Annotated in this window: 20 protein-coding genes; 5 read left to right on the forward strand and 15 right to left on the reverse strand. The window is 33.8% G+C overall.

What is annotated here, in order from left to right:
• The gene (locus ATHSA_RS09865) at positions 1-1,446 is read left to right on the forward strand and encodes a replication initiation protein (RefSeq protein ID WP_179956271.1); all 1,446 of its coding nucleotides are present in this window, start codon (positions 1-3) and stop codon (positions 1,444-1,446) included.
• A 136-nt stretch (positions 1,447-1,582) separates the two neighbouring features.
• Here the strand turns inward: ATHSA_RS09865 and ATHSA_RS09870 are convergent, their stop codons facing one another.
• Together ATHSA_RS09870 and ATHSA_RS09875 are read right to left on the reverse strand one after the other, a co-directional pair.
• Positions 1,583-1,846: a hypothetical protein gene (locus tag ATHSA_RS09870; RefSeq protein ID WP_161849042.1), complete on the reverse strand. Its 264-nt coding sequence runs from the start codon at positions 1,844-1,846 to the stop codon at positions 1,583-1,585.
• A gap of 34 nt (positions 1,847-1,880) precedes the next feature.
• Entirely contained in the window at positions 1,881-2,534 is a 654-nt protein-coding gene (locus tag ATHSA_RS09875; RefSeq protein WP_161849043.1) for a ParA family protein, read from the reverse strand.
• A gap of 1,113 nt (positions 2,535-3,647) precedes the next feature.
• On the opposite strand from ATHSA_RS09875, the gene ATHSA_RS09880 reads away from it, so the two are divergent.
• Positions 3,648-3,968, forward strand: a complete 321-nt coding sequence (locus ATHSA_RS09880; protein ID WP_161849044.1) for a hypothetical protein — start codon at positions 3,648-3,650, stop codon at positions 3,966-3,968.
• Positions 3,969-4,043: 75 nt separating this feature from the next.
• The gene (locus tag ATHSA_RS10170; protein ID WP_232060165.1) at positions 4,044-5,039 is read left to right on the forward strand and encodes a YncE family protein; all 996 of its coding nucleotides are present in this window, start codon (positions 4,044-4,046) and stop codon (positions 5,037-5,039) included.
• 117 nt (positions 5,040-5,156) lie between these two features.
• Here the strand turns inward: ATHSA_RS10170 and ATHSA_RS09890 are convergent, their stop codons facing one another.
• From ATHSA_RS09890 to ATHSA_RS09900, 3 genes are read right to left on the reverse strand one after another with little or no spacing between them, the layout of a single operon-like run.
• The gene (locus tag ATHSA_RS09890; RefSeq protein WP_269473950.1) at positions 5,157-5,639 is read right to left on the reverse strand and encodes an integrase core domain-containing protein; all 483 of its coding nucleotides are present in this window, start codon (positions 5,637-5,639) and stop codon (positions 5,157-5,159) included.
• Positions 5,640-5,692: 53 nt separating this feature from the next.
• Positions 5,693-5,962 carry a helix-turn-helix domain-containing protein gene (locus ATHSA_RS10310; protein ID WP_161849047.1) on the reverse strand — a complete coding sequence of 90 codons (270 nt, stop codon included), beginning with the start codon at positions 5,960-5,962 and terminating at the stop codon, positions 5,693-5,695.
• Positions 5,959-6,222 (reverse strand): transposase, encoded by a 264-nt coding sequence (locus tag ATHSA_RS09900; RefSeq protein WP_161849048.1) that lies wholly within the window; start codon positions 6,220-6,222, stop codon positions 5,959-5,961. Before ATHSA_RS09900 ends, ATHSA_RS10310 begins: the two co-directional genes overlap by 4 nt.
• A 104-nt stretch (positions 6,223-6,326) precedes the next feature.
• Here ATHSA_RS09900 and ATHSA_RS09905 point away from each other — a divergent pair, with 104 nt between their 5' ends.
• Positions 6,327-7,520: a YncE family protein gene (locus ATHSA_RS09905; protein ID WP_161849049.1), complete on the forward strand. Its 1,194-nt coding sequence runs from the start codon at positions 6,327-6,329 to the stop codon at positions 7,518-7,520.
• A 440-nt stretch (positions 7,521-7,960) separates the two neighbouring features.
• Here the strand turns inward: ATHSA_RS09905 and ATHSA_RS09910 are convergent, their stop codons facing one another.
• From ATHSA_RS09910 to ATHSA_RS09930, 5 genes are all read right to left on the reverse strand, one after another.
• Complete coding sequence (locus ATHSA_RS09910) at positions 7,961-8,650, reverse strand: CPBP family intramembrane glutamic endopeptidase (RefSeq protein WP_161849050.1); 690 nt, start codon at positions 8,648-8,650, stop codon at positions 7,961-7,963.
• A 9-nt stretch (positions 8,651-8,659) separates the two neighbouring features.
• Positions 8,660-9,433 carry a hypothetical protein gene (locus ATHSA_RS09915; RefSeq protein ID WP_161849051.1) on the reverse strand — a complete coding sequence of 258 codons (774 nt, stop codon included), beginning with the start codon at positions 9,431-9,433 and terminating at the stop codon, positions 8,660-8,662.
• A gap of 60 nt (positions 9,434-9,493) precedes the next feature.
• On the reverse strand, positions 9,494-9,808 hold the full coding sequence (locus tag ATHSA_RS09920) for a hypothetical protein (RefSeq protein WP_161849052.1): 315 nt from the start codon (positions 9,806-9,808) through the stop codon (positions 9,494-9,496).
• Between the two features lie 29 nt (positions 9,809-9,837).
• Complete coding sequence (locus tag ATHSA_RS09925) at positions 9,838-10,098, reverse strand: hypothetical protein (RefSeq protein WP_232060166.1); 261 nt, start codon at positions 10,096-10,098, stop codon at positions 9,838-9,840.
• 692 nt (positions 10,099-10,790) lie between these two features.
• Positions 10,791-11,486, reverse strand: coding sequence for a CPBP family intramembrane glutamic endopeptidase (locus tag ATHSA_RS09930; RefSeq protein WP_161849054.1), 696 nt, complete (start codon positions 11,484-11,486; stop codon positions 10,791-10,793).
• A gap of 459 nt (positions 11,487-11,945) precedes the next feature.
• Between ATHSA_RS09930 and ATHSA_RS09935 the strand changes: the two genes are divergently transcribed.
• Complete coding sequence (locus ATHSA_RS09935) at positions 11,946-13,172, forward strand: IS256 family transposase (protein ID WP_232060069.1); 1,227 nt, start codon at positions 11,946-11,948, stop codon at positions 13,170-13,172.
• 205 nt (positions 13,173-13,377) lie between these two features.
• On the opposite strand, the gene ATHSA_RS09940 is transcribed toward ATHSA_RS09935, so the two are convergent.
• From ATHSA_RS09940 to ATHSA_RS09960, 5 genes are all read right to left on the reverse strand, one after another.
• Positions 13,378-13,614 (reverse strand): DUF2283 domain-containing protein, encoded by a 237-nt coding sequence (locus ATHSA_RS09940; RefSeq protein WP_161849055.1) that lies wholly within the window; start codon positions 13,612-13,614, stop codon positions 13,378-13,380.
• Positions 13,611-13,865 (reverse strand): DUF4258 domain-containing protein, encoded by a 255-nt coding sequence (locus ATHSA_RS09945; protein ID WP_269473951.1) that lies wholly within the window; start codon positions 13,863-13,865, stop codon positions 13,611-13,613. The genes ATHSA_RS09940 and ATHSA_RS09945 overlap by 4 nt, the downstream gene beginning before the upstream one ends.
• Positions 13,866-14,147: 282 nt before the next feature.
• A complete protein-coding gene (locus ATHSA_RS09950) occupies positions 14,148-14,336 on the reverse strand; it encodes a hypothetical protein (RefSeq protein ID WP_161849057.1) in 189 nt (62 codons plus the stop codon).
• Positions 14,333-14,578 (reverse strand): AbrB/MazE/SpoVT family DNA-binding domain-containing protein, encoded by a 246-nt coding sequence (locus ATHSA_RS09955; RefSeq protein ID WP_161849058.1) that lies wholly within the window; start codon positions 14,576-14,578, stop codon positions 14,333-14,335. The genes ATHSA_RS09950 and ATHSA_RS09955 overlap by 4 nt, the downstream gene beginning before the upstream one ends.
• A gap of 41 nt (positions 14,579-14,619) precedes the next feature.
• Complete coding sequence (locus ATHSA_RS09960; RefSeq protein WP_161849059.1) at positions 14,620-15,411, reverse strand: tyrosine-type recombinase/integrase; 792 nt, start codon at positions 15,409-15,411, stop codon at positions 14,620-14,622.
• Positions 15,412-15,514 lie beyond the last annotated feature (103 nt).

Genomic DNA, 15,514 nt, shown 5'->3' on the forward strand with positions numbered 1-15,514 from the left:
ATGGAATATAACGATGAAACATTGCATAAAGTTACAAAAGTTGAAGATAAGAACATAGTGGTTTTAGATAATGCTATAGTTGAAGCACGATATGTTATGTCTCTTAATGAACAAAAGTTATTTCTTGCTTTGGTATCTTTAATAGGACAAGATGATGAAGAACTTAAGAAATATTTTATCAATGCTAATGCTTTAAAAAGTATTCTAAACATTCAAAGTAAAAACATATATGATGACGTTAAAACAATAGCACGTCGTTTGGTAAAAAAAACTTTATTTATTGAAGATAAGTCAAGAAAAAAATGGGTAGAGTACCCTTTATTCTCTGTGATGGAGTACGAAGATGGAGTTCTATACGTAGAATTTAATCAGAAGATAAAACCCTTTTTGCTAAAGATAAAACAAGAGTTTACTAAATTTCAGCTGAAAGAATTTAAACCTTTTAAATCAAAGTATTCTATAAGAATTTATCAGTTGCTTAAACAATATGCTATTTTAGGTGAAAGGCTTTTTGATATTATTGATTTGAGATTAAAACTTGGTATAGAAGAGAAAGAGTTAAAACAATTTATCGAATTTAGAAGATACGTTTTAGATATAGCTCAACGTGAACTTGAAAATACACCTATGGCTTTTGATTGGATAGCCGTGAAAGAAGGGCATAAATTTACTAAAATAAAATTCATTTTGAAAAATAAAATCAAAGCAATCTCTGCTTTGGAAACTTCTTACGTAAAGGCTAAAGAACAGGAAGGAACTACCGCTCAAGTTGGTTCAGACCCTTCTGAATTTCAATCTCCAGAACAGGAAGTAGTTGAATCAATAAATGATAATGAAAGAACTATAGGAGAACTTATCTTGTTGTTGCCAAAAAATGAAAGAACTAAAAATGCTGAAAAACTTATCTCGGAACTTTTACAGAATCACGATAAAGAGTATATAGCCAAGCAAATTGATTATACAAATAATCATAACACAAAGAATTATCTTGCCTATTTGAAGAAAGCCGTCGACAATGATTATGCCAATTTTGAAAAATCAGAATTGGAAGATAAAATTAAAATTGAGCAGCTGACAAAGCGTATGCAAAGCGAACTTGAACAACTTGAGAAAAAATTAAAGCATGATATCGATTCTCATATTTTTGCTGAAGAGAAGAGAATTTATAAGTCATATATGAATTCATTAACTAAAGAACAGCAAGAACAACTTCGAAATGAATTTATGCCTAAAGCATTAGCCCAAGAGCCTGGGTTACGCGATATGGCATTGGATTTTGCAATAGAAAGACTTATAACTGAAAAGATAATTGGAGAAAGTGAAGAATTGAGGAACAGGATATCTGATTTAAAAAATCGTCTTGAACAAAACGCTGCTCAAATTATAGAGCAGCAAAAAGAACAATACATAGAGCAAATTGAAGGACTTAAAAACAGAAATAAATAAAAGTAAAATTCAAGCGCCTAAATTACAACAAATACTCAATTTATTAATGCTGGTCCTTGATATGTTAGAGAGAGCAAACTGAGAAAAATTTTTAAAATTTGATAGATCAAAAGAACATATATTTTAGCAGACCCATTCAAATAATGCCATCTTTTATCAGAATCATTTTTATTGTTGCAGAAATAGATAGCCCTAATTTTTTGGCATAATTTTCTAGAGACTCTTTTTGCTTTTTGTTGAGGTTTATAAAAACTTGTTCTGAAGCTTTTTCATCATCAGTTTTTTTAGGTCTGCCTATTTTTTTACCTTTTGATATTTTGTCAACCATATCGGCTTTTTTGATAAATTCTGAAATTTTTTTGTCTTGGGGATTTAAGTCATTTAATTCTACTATATCCATTTCGCCCTCCTAAATATTTGCATTATTATGCTTGTTATTTATATGTTTTAAATTGTATTAAACTATTTATTTCTGTTATTAACAGTTGCATTTCTTTAGAAGCTTTACTATGAGGTTTTAATTCTAAAACAGTTAATCCATGTTCATATGCTACCTTAAAATCATTTCTGCTGTGGATCACTGTGTCAAGTAAGTTTAAATATTGAGGGTTATTTTTGATGTATAATTTAAGTTCTTCTATTCTTTTTTGTGATCTACTATCAACATTATTTATCAAAACACAGGTGCTTATTAATCTGCCCAAAATATCACTTGCTTCTTTTAAAATATTTCTGAATTTCTGTAGTCCAAAAATTTCTATTTGAGATATTCCCACAGGTGTTATTATTAAATCTGCCTTTGCGAGGATAAATCTATTGATTTGTGAGTCATAACCACCAGAATCTATAACTATAAGATTGTCTGTTCTCCCCTTATATATTGATAAAACAGACTCTATCTCCGCAATATTAGTTGGTGTTAGACATTCTATAGTTTCTCTTTTATTTAAAGTTCTTAATTGATTGAATAATACGGAAGAATGTTGACTGTCGAGGTCAATAATGGCACATTGGTTAGCATAAGCATAGTTAATAGCCAATGTTGATTTTCCAACGCCACCTTTTTGATGAGCAAACAATATTATCATTTTTAATCTCCTTATTTTGATATTTATTTCGTCAATATTATACCATAAAATATAATATAATTAATATATAATACTGAATATTTTAGTTTTTAATATTATTTTACTATAATAAAACTTGAATAAAAAATAGGCGTTGATTGTATGACATTCAAATCATATCTTCCACTTTGTTTCGCTGAAAAATTTTCTTCTAATCTATCACATAAACTGTAAATTCATTATGGTATTTTAAATGCTAAAATTTGAATGTAGAAGGTGAAAAACTTATTAGAAGAGATTACTTTTATGAAATGGTAGAAGATTCAACACAACACCTTGCATAAGGTCAAGCAAAGTAACTTAAAAGCCCTATGTTAAATTCACATAATTTTAAAATGTTTGTTAGTGGTTACATCATGAAAACAACACAAACACGACTAAAGTTTTTCAAACCTTTGCCGATAATTCATTTGAGGTGAGAAAATGCAGGGGTAACACTTCATTTCGATTTTCCATTTGTTATCAAATCCAAATTGTATCTTAAAGTAATAACTCGAGAAAGAGAGAGAGAGAGAGAGAGCCAGAATTAATAGAAATAGTAGGCAATTCTGTCTTTGTTCCCCATGATGAATTTTTATACAGGATATATCTTCAGAGTGGAGAATTTTGTTATCCCACAAACAACCACGGAATAAAAGTTATAGACAAAGTCCCATGGGCTTCTACAAAAATATCTTCAAACTCCCACGTAAAGATTGACAATGTCCAGATATCGGACACATATCCCATAGACTGGAAATTCCCTTACGAAAAGAGAGTCTTTTACAAAGGTCAAGACAATATGGCCTCGACCTTGTTTTGTGTTTATGGCATAAATAAGCCCGCACTTTTTACGTTTTTGTTTTTAAACAAAAATAAAAGATTGTTACTCATGAGAGAGCGCATTATAAACCGCTCTCCTAAAGTTCAAATATTCGACAGATTCAAGTTTAATTCATCTTACCTGAAGGGTGGTGACGAATATGTGCTTGGATACGTCGTAGACGGTAGATTACTCGTGCTAAGAAGTATCGAGTACAAGGATTGGATATATGATTTTTCTAAAAATATTTTATAATCAAGGAGATGATTGGAATGTATGAAATTAATGGGATTGGAAATAATAATACTCAGTATTATGGAATCACGCCGTCTTCAGATTCGACGGTTGCGCCAAGAAATATTTCAATTTCAAATAATACAAATGGCTCTCATTTCAACACTAATGATGGACCTAGTTCATTGCCAAATACAAGTGATGTTTATCATCATGTTATCGATTCAGCTGAATCTTCAGCTGCACATGGAGATTTGATACATAATTTAGATGAACAATATACTGAATATATGAATTCTGAAGGTCTTACACCAGCAGAGTTGCGAGCGGATCAAGACCAAGAAGAAGGTAGTGATTAAATCTTATTTCCCAAAGCATCCGGTCATTTGAGAAAATGGCTGGATGTGCAAATAAAGTACAAAGGAGATGATGATATGAGAAGATATTTATTCTGGTTCATTATGATCACGATTGTAGTGCCTAATTTTGTAATTGCTTCAACGATAGCAGATATTCCTGTAGGCAAGTGGCCGGATAGTGTTTGTATAAATCCCAAAACGGATATGATCTACGTTGCTGACTGGGGAAATAACACTGTCAGCGTGATAAACGGTAAGAATTACTCTGAAGTAGCAGTTATAACTGTTGGCTCTTCACCTATTTCTATCGGTGTAAATCCTGTAACAAACAGAATTTATGTTGTAAATTTTAACGATAACACAATTAGCGTAATAGATGGTACAAATAATTCTGTGATTGCGACCATACCTTTGTCGATTGCCGAAAATTATCCTGCCTGCGTTAGCATAGATTCGGGTAGGAATATTATATATGTAACTAATTCGATAGGCAATACAGTAACCGTAATAAACGGTAATGATAATTCCATTATAACATCTGCACAGATAAGTAGCGGCCTTAGCGGAGCATATGGAGTGGCATTAAATCCAATCACAAATATAATTTACGTTACCAATTTCAAACAAAATAAAGTCAGTGTAATAAGTGGCAAAATATTACTTTCGACTTTAGGATATTCCAATTCATTAATATTATCAAATGTATTAGTTGGAGAACAACCGGGAACTATTGCTGTAAATCCATACACAAATACGATTTATGTTGCTAACTGGGGGAATGGAACTCTTAGCATAATAGATGGCACAAATAATTCTGTAATTAAAACCCTGCACGTTGGAAATAATCCGGATGGCATAGCTGTCGATACCCGTACGGATATAATCTACGTTTCTAACTGGGGAAGTAACACAGTCAGCGTAATAAATGGAAAGAACAATTCAATTTTAAAAAATATATATGTTGGAAGAGGACCATGGGGCATATGTGTGGATCAAAATAAGAATATAGTCTATGTTGCCGTTGAAGGGCTGAATATGGTAAAGGCCATTCGCGGTTTTACGGCACCATGAAATAAGAAGAGGAGGGAACAAATGTGATATGCCCCCAAAGTTGATACAGTCAAAAGTAGAGACCTTGTACTTATGAATGTATCATTGCAGGATCAACTGATCCTGCAAAAGTCGAATTCAGTAAGACCTAAGATAGAATTTTACAGGTGTTTCGTAATCAATCGCACTATGTGGTCTTTGATAATTATACCATTTGAACCAGTCCGTTATGGATGATTTTATCTCGTCGATAGATAAAAGGTCAAAATCAATTCCTTTGAGGCATTCGTCGCTGAATCTGGAATTGAATCCTTCGCTGAAGCCATTCTGGTAAGGCTTGCCTTTATCTATGAACTCGTGCTTGATTCTGTTGTTGGAAAGGAAGAGATTGAAATTTTTCCTGAATTCAGAGCCGTTATCGGTTCTAAAGACTCTGGGTCTTGAGAAGAGTTTTATTGAGTTTTCAAAGACCTCAAGGACTTTCTGACCGGAAATGGAGAAGTCCATGTAATAAGATATGATTCTTTTTGAGAAATCATCTATGATGACAAAGATTCTAAACTTTCTTCTTCTTACCATACGCTCGACGAAATCAGCAGACCAAACATGGCCTGGAAACAAGGGCTGAGTGAATTGAGAATAACGCTGATGGGTATGAATGCGTCTTGATACATTTAGAAGTCTTTGAAGGTCACAAGATGTATAAATACGATATACCTTCTTATGATTGATGCTTTATCTTGTTTTAAAAGAGCGAAGATACGTCTGTATCCGAAGGAAGGATTTCGCAAAGCGATATCTTTTATCTTCTCTTCCAAAGGGTCGTAATGTTTGTTATCACCTTTGATGATACGATAAACGGTGGAACGTGACAGGTTGAAATCTTTTGAAATACGCGTTATAGGTAAGCCGAATGAGACAAGGAAAGAGATGATCTGGTTCAAAGGTTGTTTTTAGAGAATTCTCTGAGAGCATTGATTTCTAATTCTTTTTCAGCGAGCAATTTCTTGAGTTCAGCGTTTTCAGATTCGAGCAAGAGAAGACGTTTTGCATCGTTGGTAGAGAACCCTGAGAACTTTTGAACCCATTTGTAATAGGTAGAAGAAGAGATTTGATACTTTCTGCATACTTCAGATACAGAAGTGACTTTAGCCTCTGTAAGAATCTGGATGATCTTTTCGACTGAGAACTTTGAAACTTTCATGATGCACCTCCCAAAAATATTTTACAAAAGATTCTACTTTTGAACGTATCTTTTTAGGGGAGCATCACAAATGAAAAAGACCTACTCTAAAGGAGATAATCGATATGAGGAAAATCTTTTTGATCTTTTCATGTTTCTTGATTGGAATTTTAGGATTTTCTTACACTATTTCCGGATACGTGGACGATGCGAATCAAAATGCCATACCGGGCGTGAACATCCTCGTCAACGGTCAACCATTTACATTCTCGAACACGGACGGCTCATGGAGCGTTCAATCGAGTGGTACAGTAAAGATAGAACCATATCTGAAATGGTGGAAATTTGACCCTCGGGAGGTAACTTTAGATAATTCTCAAACCAACGTTGATTTTGTTGGATCATACACAGGGCCAGAGTTGAGTGAAATAACGGTTGGTACATCTCCGGATGCCGGCTTTTTTGATCCCAAAAACGGGATGGTCTACGTCGCAGACAATTTGGATAACAGCATCGTCGTGATAAATGGTCAAAAAGACACATTCGAGAACGTATTTCAAAATATCCCCGTCGGGGTAAATCCATCCGCGCTCGCGATAAATCCCGACACAGGGCTTATGTACATAGCCAACGAAAGTGCAACGGCCTTTTATTCTATAGGGATTTACAATACTGTTAAAAACAGATTCGAAGGTTCAATTCCTTTGAATTATGCCCCAGGTGGAATAGGAATAGATCAAAAGACGGATACTTTATATGTCACCGAAAGTTACAATTCGGCTTATTATGGAAATCGTGTAGATGTTATAGACCTAAAGACAAACTCGATTATCGGCAGAATAAATGTGGGAAATGACCCATGCTGTATATTCGTTGATCAGGATACAAACAGGATCTACGTTGTGAATAATTATGATAACACGCTTAGCGTGATCGATGGGAATAATGTAATTGCGACCATACCGGTTGGACAGGCACCGCTTAGCGTTTGCGCAGACAAAGATAAAATTTATGTCGCCAACTCTGGAGATAACACCGTCAGCGTCATAAGCGCGAATACTTACGAATTGTTAAAAACAATTCCAGTAGGAATACACCCCAGTTCGGTTGTAATAGATCCAAAAGACGACCTTATCTTTGTTGCAAACACGGACAGCAATTCGGTAAGTGTAATAGATGGATCAACGGATCGTGTTATAAGCGTTATACCCGATTCATACTCTCCTTACTCTTTGGTCATAAATTTTGCCATGAAAAAACTTTACATGATAAATCAAAAAAGCAATAATGTTACCGTTGTGGATTATTATGGAATATAGATTGTCCGCGATTTTGACTAGTGTGGCTGAGAAATTGTGTTAACTCTAATGGGTGGAAGTCTCATCGAAATAATGCCTAACCAGCAGTTTCGTAGTTAGCCTTGGAGATATTCAGGTAACTGAATACTTTAAGATACTCTAATAAAATCAATAGTGTACAGTTATACAGTATTTTATTTTTTTAATCAAAGTTCTTCAACTATTATTCTACACGAGTATATTTCTGATCAAAGATGTGCGAAATGTGGGATATACCTTTTGAAATGCCGGCAGTAAAAACTGAACTCCTTCCAGTAACAGACATGTAAAAGAACGAAACAAATTTAGTTTGTTTGCTATACCCTTATATCTGAGCCTCCTATTCACTTCACTATCTTACAAAATTTCATTCAATTTCGAATAAAGTCTAATGTTTTATCAATGAATTTCATCACGTAAATTTAATAATATATCGTTAAAACGTTGGACACCAAGTGCAAAAGCCAACCTGTATATATTGACCATCCACTGCTTTCATATGCAAATTGAAAAAATAAACCGTATATCGTTCCAAGTATTAAAGATTCAAATGGACCACTTATTCCGTCTTTGTAAAAATGCCCGCTTCCAAATATCAAAGATGCTATTATGTAAACAATTAAAGCATTTATTTTCTTTTCTCTCAAATGTTTGAATAATCCGTACCTGAATATAAGTTCTTCTTCCAATGTCAATGGAATCCAAAAGATAAAATTTTTGAATAGATTTTCAAGAGATATTATGTGCGGTAAACGGAAAAGGTACATTGAAACGAATAACGCTAAAAATATCAAAAATATTTTGAACTGTTTCTTTTTAGGTTTAAATCTTAAAAAGCCTGCATCCTGCAAAAGATATAGGAAATCACCGGTGAATCTTATCTTTTTTTCTTTATCTGTTCTGTACCATGAAATAAGCATTGAAAGAAGAATGAATATGAACACAAGATACGTGTAATCCCTTACAAGGTCTACTGTGTTAAATACAACAAGTACATTTTCAAATGTCGAAAAATCTCTAAACCCGAATGCCGTGTAATTGGCTACTATCGAAAATATCTGTATAAGAGCCAAAAAGAAGAAATAAAAAATCTCACGTATCGTTTTCTTCATAACCTGTACTTAAACAACGCCAATTTTAATCGCATAATAAAAGTTTCCCAACGTTTGAATCATAGACATTAATATCCACGAATAATAGATCGAATTGTCAGACCAGTAGTACATAATCATCATCCATGGTGCAATAACAAAAGAATCTCTCAAAATTCCCATAATTGTTATATTTACATTGAATAGTACTTTTACTGCTAAGTATGTGATCAACAGAAAAATAGCGGAATATACATAAGCCAATTTTTGTGATTTAAGTATGTCTAAAAAATAATCAAATATTGCAAAAAATAAAACCGCTTTCCCTAAAAACATTATGAATATAAAAACGTTTATTTCTATAAAAGAAATGTAAGGTCTAAAACTGTAAATTATTTTATTGTTTATAGATGAGAATATTTGTATCCCAACAACTAAGATTAAAATGATAGAAAAATAAAATGGCCATCTTTTTAAAAATTCTCCTCTTTTAAATCCGATGTCCCTTAGCGCTTGAAACAAATAATTCTTGTCCTTCTCCTTAAAAAAAATAGATAAATTTCCCGAGTATTTAAGTTTAAATGTTATTACTAAAAAAAGAATCAATAAAGTGTCTAATATACCTAAAATAATTGAATATGAATAAGTCTCTAAAAAATTTTTCAAAGTCAAAGATGTTATTGTAAAAAGACTATGCTGTCTTGAATCCAAATATATAAAAATAAAACTTACCATCCAAAGTAATGCAATATCAGAAAAATTAATGCTACTTAAACTTTTATTTATTTTGTTCAAATCATCCACAAAAATCTCTCCTTTCGAATTTTCCCCTCTTCTACGTAGAAGAGGGGAATGAAAAATTCTTTATTTAAGCAAGTCTATACCTATAGATTCTCCCATTTCAGCCAAGGCTTCAAGTCCTTCATAAAAATCAGTTAGATCATGTTCTGATGAATACTTTCCAAATCTATATGCTGCTTTTACAGCATCTTCAACTGGATCTGCGTGTTCTTGCACAAAGTTGTAAGTTGCTTTTGCTCCATTTTCTATCGCATTTGTTAAAGGTCCTCCTTTTTTTACCGCGTTATAATTTGGCACGGTTGTTGAATTAGCAGCAGGAGTGATGTTGTAAAGTTGATTTTGACCGATATTTTGAGTATCCGTTACTGTTAAACCCATCTTTCTCTACTCCTTCCTTAAGAATTATATTATTTTCTTGGTAATTTTGAAAAATCATATATACCTTCTTCAAAATGAATCTTCCTTGTGGCAAGAATTTTGCCACTTAGGATGTATTCAAGCACATAATCTTCACCTCCCATCAATTTCGAGGAGTTAAACTTGAAACTTGCATACATTTTGATATATGATTTTCTATTTCCACTTTTTGGAATATCTTTCGTTGATACAACTTTTTCCTTTAGAAGGACTATATTCCGTTTGTTGTTGAAAAATAAGAAAATAAACACTTCCGTATCCAAAATTCCATGAATATCACAAAGCGTGGATACCATATTATCCACGCCTCTGTAAAACGTTGATTTTTCGTATGGAAATGTGAAATTGTTGTGGTAAGTGTTAGATATTTGTATGTTGTCTATGTAAGCATTTTTTGAAGATGATTTAGAAGTACTCGCCCATGGGACTTTGTTTATGACTTCTATTCCGTGGTTATTTGTTGGATAACAGAATTCTCCATTCTGAAGATGTATCCTGTATAAAAATTCATCATGAGGAACAAAGACAGAATTGCCTACTATTTCTATTAATTCTGGCTCTCTCTCTCTCTCTCTCTCTTTCTCGAGTTATTACTTTAAGATACAATTTGGATTTGATAACAAATGGAAAATCGAAATGAAGTGTTACCCCAGCATATTCTCACCTCAAATGAATTATCGGCAAAGGTTTGAAAAACTTTAGTCGTGTTTGTGTTGTTTTCGTTATACAATCATTGGCAAACATTTCAAACTTATGTGAATTTAACACAGGGCTAAATGTGAAATACCTTCAAGAATTTGTGATGTGTTGTTCTACTTCATCCTTACGCTGTTAAGAACTATCTTAGATCTCAATTCCAAATCAGATACTCTTGATGCAAAGAATCTCGCTCTCGCTCTTTTTAGACTCGGAGATGATTCTGATCATGTTATCAACAAATCTGTCATGTGATGTTATTAATAAGGTGTAGAATCCATGGTGTATATATCGACCATCCTGTATTTTCATAAGCATATTGACAGAATAATCCAAATATGAAATTGTAAATAAAAGAAAACCATGGCGAATAGCCTGAGTTATAATAAAAGTGCCCTGATGAAAATATAGCGGCTGAAATTATGTATACCATAAATGCATTTAGACGCATTTCCCTTAAAACTTTAAAAATTGCGTATCTGTAAAATATTTCTTCTCCCAATGTCAGAGGGACCATTAATATAAAAATTTTTAGTTCATTAAAGGAAAGAGATATAAATAACAGTTTTAAGGAAGTGTACAGGAATATTATTAAAAGCGCCACTCTCTTCCATCTAACAGGTGTTAACTTAAATTTTTTGATCTTAAAGCCGATTTCATTCAGTTCATATTTGAATAAATCTTTTATTCTTATGGCAGGATAATCCGAGTGTTTGAAATATTCAAAATGGATAAAACTTACAACAATTAAACTCAGCGCAAAATAAATATAAGCCATAAAAATATCTTTTGGGGACGTTGCATCTTTTAAAATATATGTATACTTCAAAACCCCATCTCTTAGAAGTGATGGCCTTGTAAGATCTATCGCTCCTATTGCCAAAAATAATATTAAAAAATAGTAAACAATATCTCTTTTCCTGTGTCCACTATTTAATTCCAATTAGACCTCCTAATCCACCCGCAATGGATATCAAAAACAATTCTATAAGGACATAATAAACAGAATAGTCAGACCATTCATATTGATAGATAAGAAAGCAAGGTATAATTGAAGCAATAATAACTGATAATAAAGCATTGTTATCATATAATGGAAAGTTAAAATATACAATTCCTAACAAACTATAAACTGCCATAAAGACAAAGGTTATCATATAGGAAATAGTTCTTTGTTTTGTTTTGTCAAGCAGATACTGATAAATTCCATGAGTAAAGATCGTAATGCTGGTCAGTGAGGCAAAAATTTCAAATAAAACTATCTTGAGCATCGTTGTAGAAAAAAGTAAATTGAAATTGAATTTAGGATCTTGAAGAATGGCTCCAAACATAATTATAGGGAGTATAAGATTATTTGTGTAAACCTCCATTTTGAGTAAAATAAACTCAAAGGAGGAGAATCATGGAAAAGAAAAGACTAATGTCCAAAGATGAGATCAGAAAGTTTATCAAAGACAATGATATCAAAGATATTGCAGGTATCGAAGAATCTCTAAAAAGGATGTTTTCATCGGTTATTGAAGAAATGCTTGAGGCTGAATTAGAGGACCAACTTGGATATACCAAATACGATTACAAGTCTAAGATGACGGATAATTCAAGAAATGGCAAATCGAAGAAAACGGTTATGTCGAAATACGGTGAAACTGAAATAGAAGTTCCACGAGACAGGAATTCCGATTTTGAACCTCAGGTTGTTAAGAAACGCCAAAGAGATATTTCTGGTATAGAAGACAGGATAATATCCATGTATGCTAATGGGATGACATTCTCCGAAATTGGGAATCAGATAGAGGATATTTACGGAGCGGAACTTTCAAATGAAACCTTATCGAGGATAACGGATAAGATAATACCGCTCATGGAAGAATGGAGAAACAGGCGGCTTGAAGAAGTATACGCCATAGTTTATCTTGACGGGATAAGGTATAATGTGCGGGAAAATGAACAGGTAATAAACAAGACGGTTTATTTTGCGGTAGGAATAGATTTAGGTGGACAAAAAGATGTTTTAGGTATGTGGATAGCAGAAACAGAAACATCCAAGTATTGGGCCAAGGTTTTAAGTGATTTACGAAATCGTGGTGTTAAAGACATTCTCATAATGACAACAGATGGACTTAGTGGGATGAAAGAAGCGGTTGAAGCGATTTATCCTGAAACTGAATTGCAGGGATGCGTCGTTCATGTCATAAGGAATGGAATGAAATACGTTTCGTACAAGGATTTAAAAGAGTTCTCCAAGGATACGAAGAGTATATATCAAGCGCCGACAGAAGAATCGGCACGAAAGGGATTAAACGCTTTGAAAGAAAAGTGGTCTGAGAAATATCCTTTAGCTGTGAATGTATGGGAAAAGAGTTTTGACAGGATATCCACGATGTATCAATTTACTCCTGAGATAAGGAAACTCATCTATACTACAAATCCGATAGAAAGTTTTAACATGCAATTGAGGAGGAAAACAAAGAACAGAGATGTTTTACCTAACGATACGGCTATATTCAAATTGCTTTATTTGGCAGTAGTTGAGATAAAGAAAAAATGGGTGATGAAGGTAAAAGACTGGAATCAAATTTTACAGCAATTAAAGGTACATTTTGGGGAAAGAGTGTCTAAATACTTATGAATACTGACAAAAATGGAGTTTACACAAAACTATTGACAGACCCTTACTCCAGTATCAACAACGTGGACTGTGAAAATTGAAAAATAATTAATCATACTAACGCGGCCTTAAAAGCCGCGTTAGTTTTTGTAATTTTTAGAAGTAGGAAGTGAAATTTTATCTTACTAAATCCAACAAATTCTTTACTTGTTAAAATATGGCTGAGTTAAAGAGATATCTCACATTTATCATGACCGACAAGCACATTTTTGTTAATTGCTTCTATGATTATCTTCCCCATATCCGCCTGTCTTGATGCATTAAGTATTTCTATTGCAACCGCTTTTCCATCTTCATCATAATCAATTATGATGTCTTCATTTATTTGATCGGTATCTTCGATTTTTTTGTCGCTAAATCTGACATATATGGCATCTGCTTCTTTTGAATAATTTATTTTCATTTTGACTCTCCTTTCGAAAGATATTTCGATATTTTCTTTGTAAAATATGCGGTTATTATCTTGTCACCATCAACAATGACTCTTAGCAGTTTATCTTCAAACTTCTTTTGATAAATTTTTCTTTCACGATTTCCCACTGCTATTTCATCTGGATTGTCAAGAGTTAGTTCAATAAGATTCTCTTGAATATTGCGTTCTTTCATTTGGGAAATAACATGATCTGTCCATTTCCAGCCCAAAATCCACCTCATCTCGTCAATACCAGAAATTCTTTGGCAAAAACATTGAATCTATTCGTCTCATCGTATGCCTTTATCGATTTGAGCCCTTCGTTTCAACATCTTTTGTATTTTCTTTACAATCCTGCCTTTTTCATTTACAATATGCTGCGGCTTAAGATCACCTTAGATCGGAGCATGCCGTATCAATTTTTAACTTCAATAAGTTGCAAAAATGATTCAGGCTCAAGAACTATTTCTCTTTTTCACGAATTATTTAAGCTTTTTCTTCAAACCTTTGGCTCTTCGTTCAACTTAGGCTGTACCTTTCATCGAAAACTCAAGAGATCTAACTCCGTATATACTACCCTTTAAAGCGTGTCCTTTGTACGGATCGCCTTTTAGAACTGTTAGTTCATCAAGGGCTTCATTCATAAGATCTTTTAATGCTATCAAATCTTTTTCTGCATTTCTTGTCAACCTAATTTCGAACGTATTTTTCATTTATAAAGTTCTTGTTTTATTTCATCAATACTTTTAGTGTTTCCCAATTTGTACTCGTTAATGGCATCTTTTGCCAACAGATCAAGACTGTTAATAGCTTTGGATAGCAAGATCATTTTTGATTTCGGTTCATATTGCAAAAATAAATTGTCACCCGGATTTATCCCTACAATCTCCCTTATGTTCTTAGGCAAAGTTAATCTTCCCTTACCATCAACATGAATTACTACTTGTTTGTTCATTTTTACCATCTCCTTAGTGGGATTATCCCACTAAGATTATATCACCAGTTCGCCCTCGACAGATCTTTTGCAACCTCTTCATCTGTCAGTTGCAAATACTTCTGAGTCGTCGACAAACTCGCATGGCCTAACATCCTCCGGATACTTTCAATGTTCGTCCCATTTTTAAGATACAAAGTCGCAGCAGTGTGCCTTAGAGTGTGTGGATGTATCGGCTTTCTTATCCCGGCTCTCTTCGCAAGATCCTTTACAAGCAATTCAACACGCCTTCGGGATATATCAAAGATCCTATCCTCGACCGGAATCCCACGAACATATCCTCTTAGCAACCTCACAAGACCTTTGTCGACAATCGGAATCCTTCTGTCCTTCTTCCCCTTCGTATGCCTTACTATAATAAACGTTATCCCGTTATCCTCGACTACATCTCCTCCGACTAAACCCAGTACCTCCCCAAGACGCAGACCCGCTCTCAACATCAACTCTATGAGCAATCTGTCGCGTTTGGAATTTCTCGTTCTGGATGCCTCCTCTAACAAAGCCTTTGCCTCCGGCTGGGTTAGAACAAATGGCAACGGCTGGTTAACTCTTATTGGCGCGAGATTGAGAGGCTCCTCTTTGAACTTGTAGTAGTTTATCAAAGAGGCACGCTTTCTCATCAGGGTAGAATTGGTGCATCCTTTCCGCTTGAGATCTTCTAAGAAACTTTCAGGATCAAGATCTGATTCTAAAAATTGTCGTATGTCGGATACAAATGCCTTAACCGAATTTTCTGCAAGCCCTCTTGAGATAAGATGGGATTCGAATGACTTTATATCGTACACTTTTGCCACAGGATCATCTCCAAAAGTCCCGCCATAAGGCGGGAGAATAAAGGATTATTATGACGGATTTAGGGAGTATAAGATTATTTGTGTAAACCTCCATTTTGAGTAA

The sequence above is a fragment of the Athalassotoga saccharophila genome, from assembly GCF_009936215.1.
Lineage (GTDB): Bacteria > Thermotogota > Thermotogae > Mesoaciditogales > Mesoaciditogaceae > Athalassotoga > Athalassotoga saccharophila.

Coding starts and splice junctions, on each gene's coding strand:
- ATHSA_RS09865 (WP_179956271.1), top strand. CDS start 1: ATGGAATATAACGATGAAACATTGCATAAAGTTACAAAAGTTGAAGAT.
- ATHSA_RS09870 (WP_161849042.1), bottom strand. CDS start 1,846: ATGGATATAGTAGAATTAAATGACTTAAATCCCCAAGACAAAAAAATT.
- ATHSA_RS09875 (WP_161849043.1), bottom strand. CDS start 2,534: ATGATAATATTGTTTGCTCATCAAAAAGGTGGCGTTGGAAAATCAACA.
- ATHSA_RS09880 (WP_161849044.1), top strand. CDS start 3,648: ATGTATGAAATTAATGGGATTGGAAATAATAATACTCAGTATTATGGA.
- ATHSA_RS10170 (WP_232060165.1), top strand. CDS start 4,044: ATGAGAAGATATTTATTCTGGTTCATTATGATCACGATTGTAGTGCCT.
- ATHSA_RS09900 (WP_161849048.1), bottom strand. CDS start 6,222: ATGAAAGTTTCAAAGTTCTCAGTCGAAAAGATCATCCAGATTCTTACA.
- ATHSA_RS09905 (WP_161849049.1), top strand. CDS start 6,327: ATGAGGAAAATCTTTTTGATCTTTTCATGTTTCTTGATTGGAATTTTA.
- ATHSA_RS09910 (WP_161849050.1), bottom strand. CDS start 8,650: ATGAAGAAAACGATACGTGAGATTTTTTATTTCTTCTTTTTGGCTCTT.
- ATHSA_RS09920 (WP_161849052.1), bottom strand. CDS start 9,808: ATGGGTTTAACAGTAACGGATACTCAAAATATCGGTCAAAATCAACTT.
- ATHSA_RS09935 (WP_232060069.1), top strand. CDS start 11,946: ATGGAAAAGAAAAGACTAATGTCCAAAGATGAGATCAGAAAGTTTATC.
- ATHSA_RS09940 (WP_161849055.1), bottom strand. CDS start 13,614: ATGAAAATAAATTATTCAAAAGAAGCAGATGCCATATATGTCAGATTT.
- ATHSA_RS09945 (WP_269473951.1), bottom strand. CDS start 13,865: ATGAGGTGGATTTTGGGCTGGAAATGGACAGATCATGTTATTTCCCAA.
- ATHSA_RS09950 (WP_161849057.1), bottom strand. CDS start 14,336: ATGAAAAATACGTTCGAAATTAGGTTGACAAGAAATGCAGAAAAAGAT.
- ATHSA_RS09955 (WP_161849058.1), bottom strand. CDS start 14,578: ATGAACAAACAAGTAGTAATTCATGTTGATGGTAAGGGAAGATTAACT.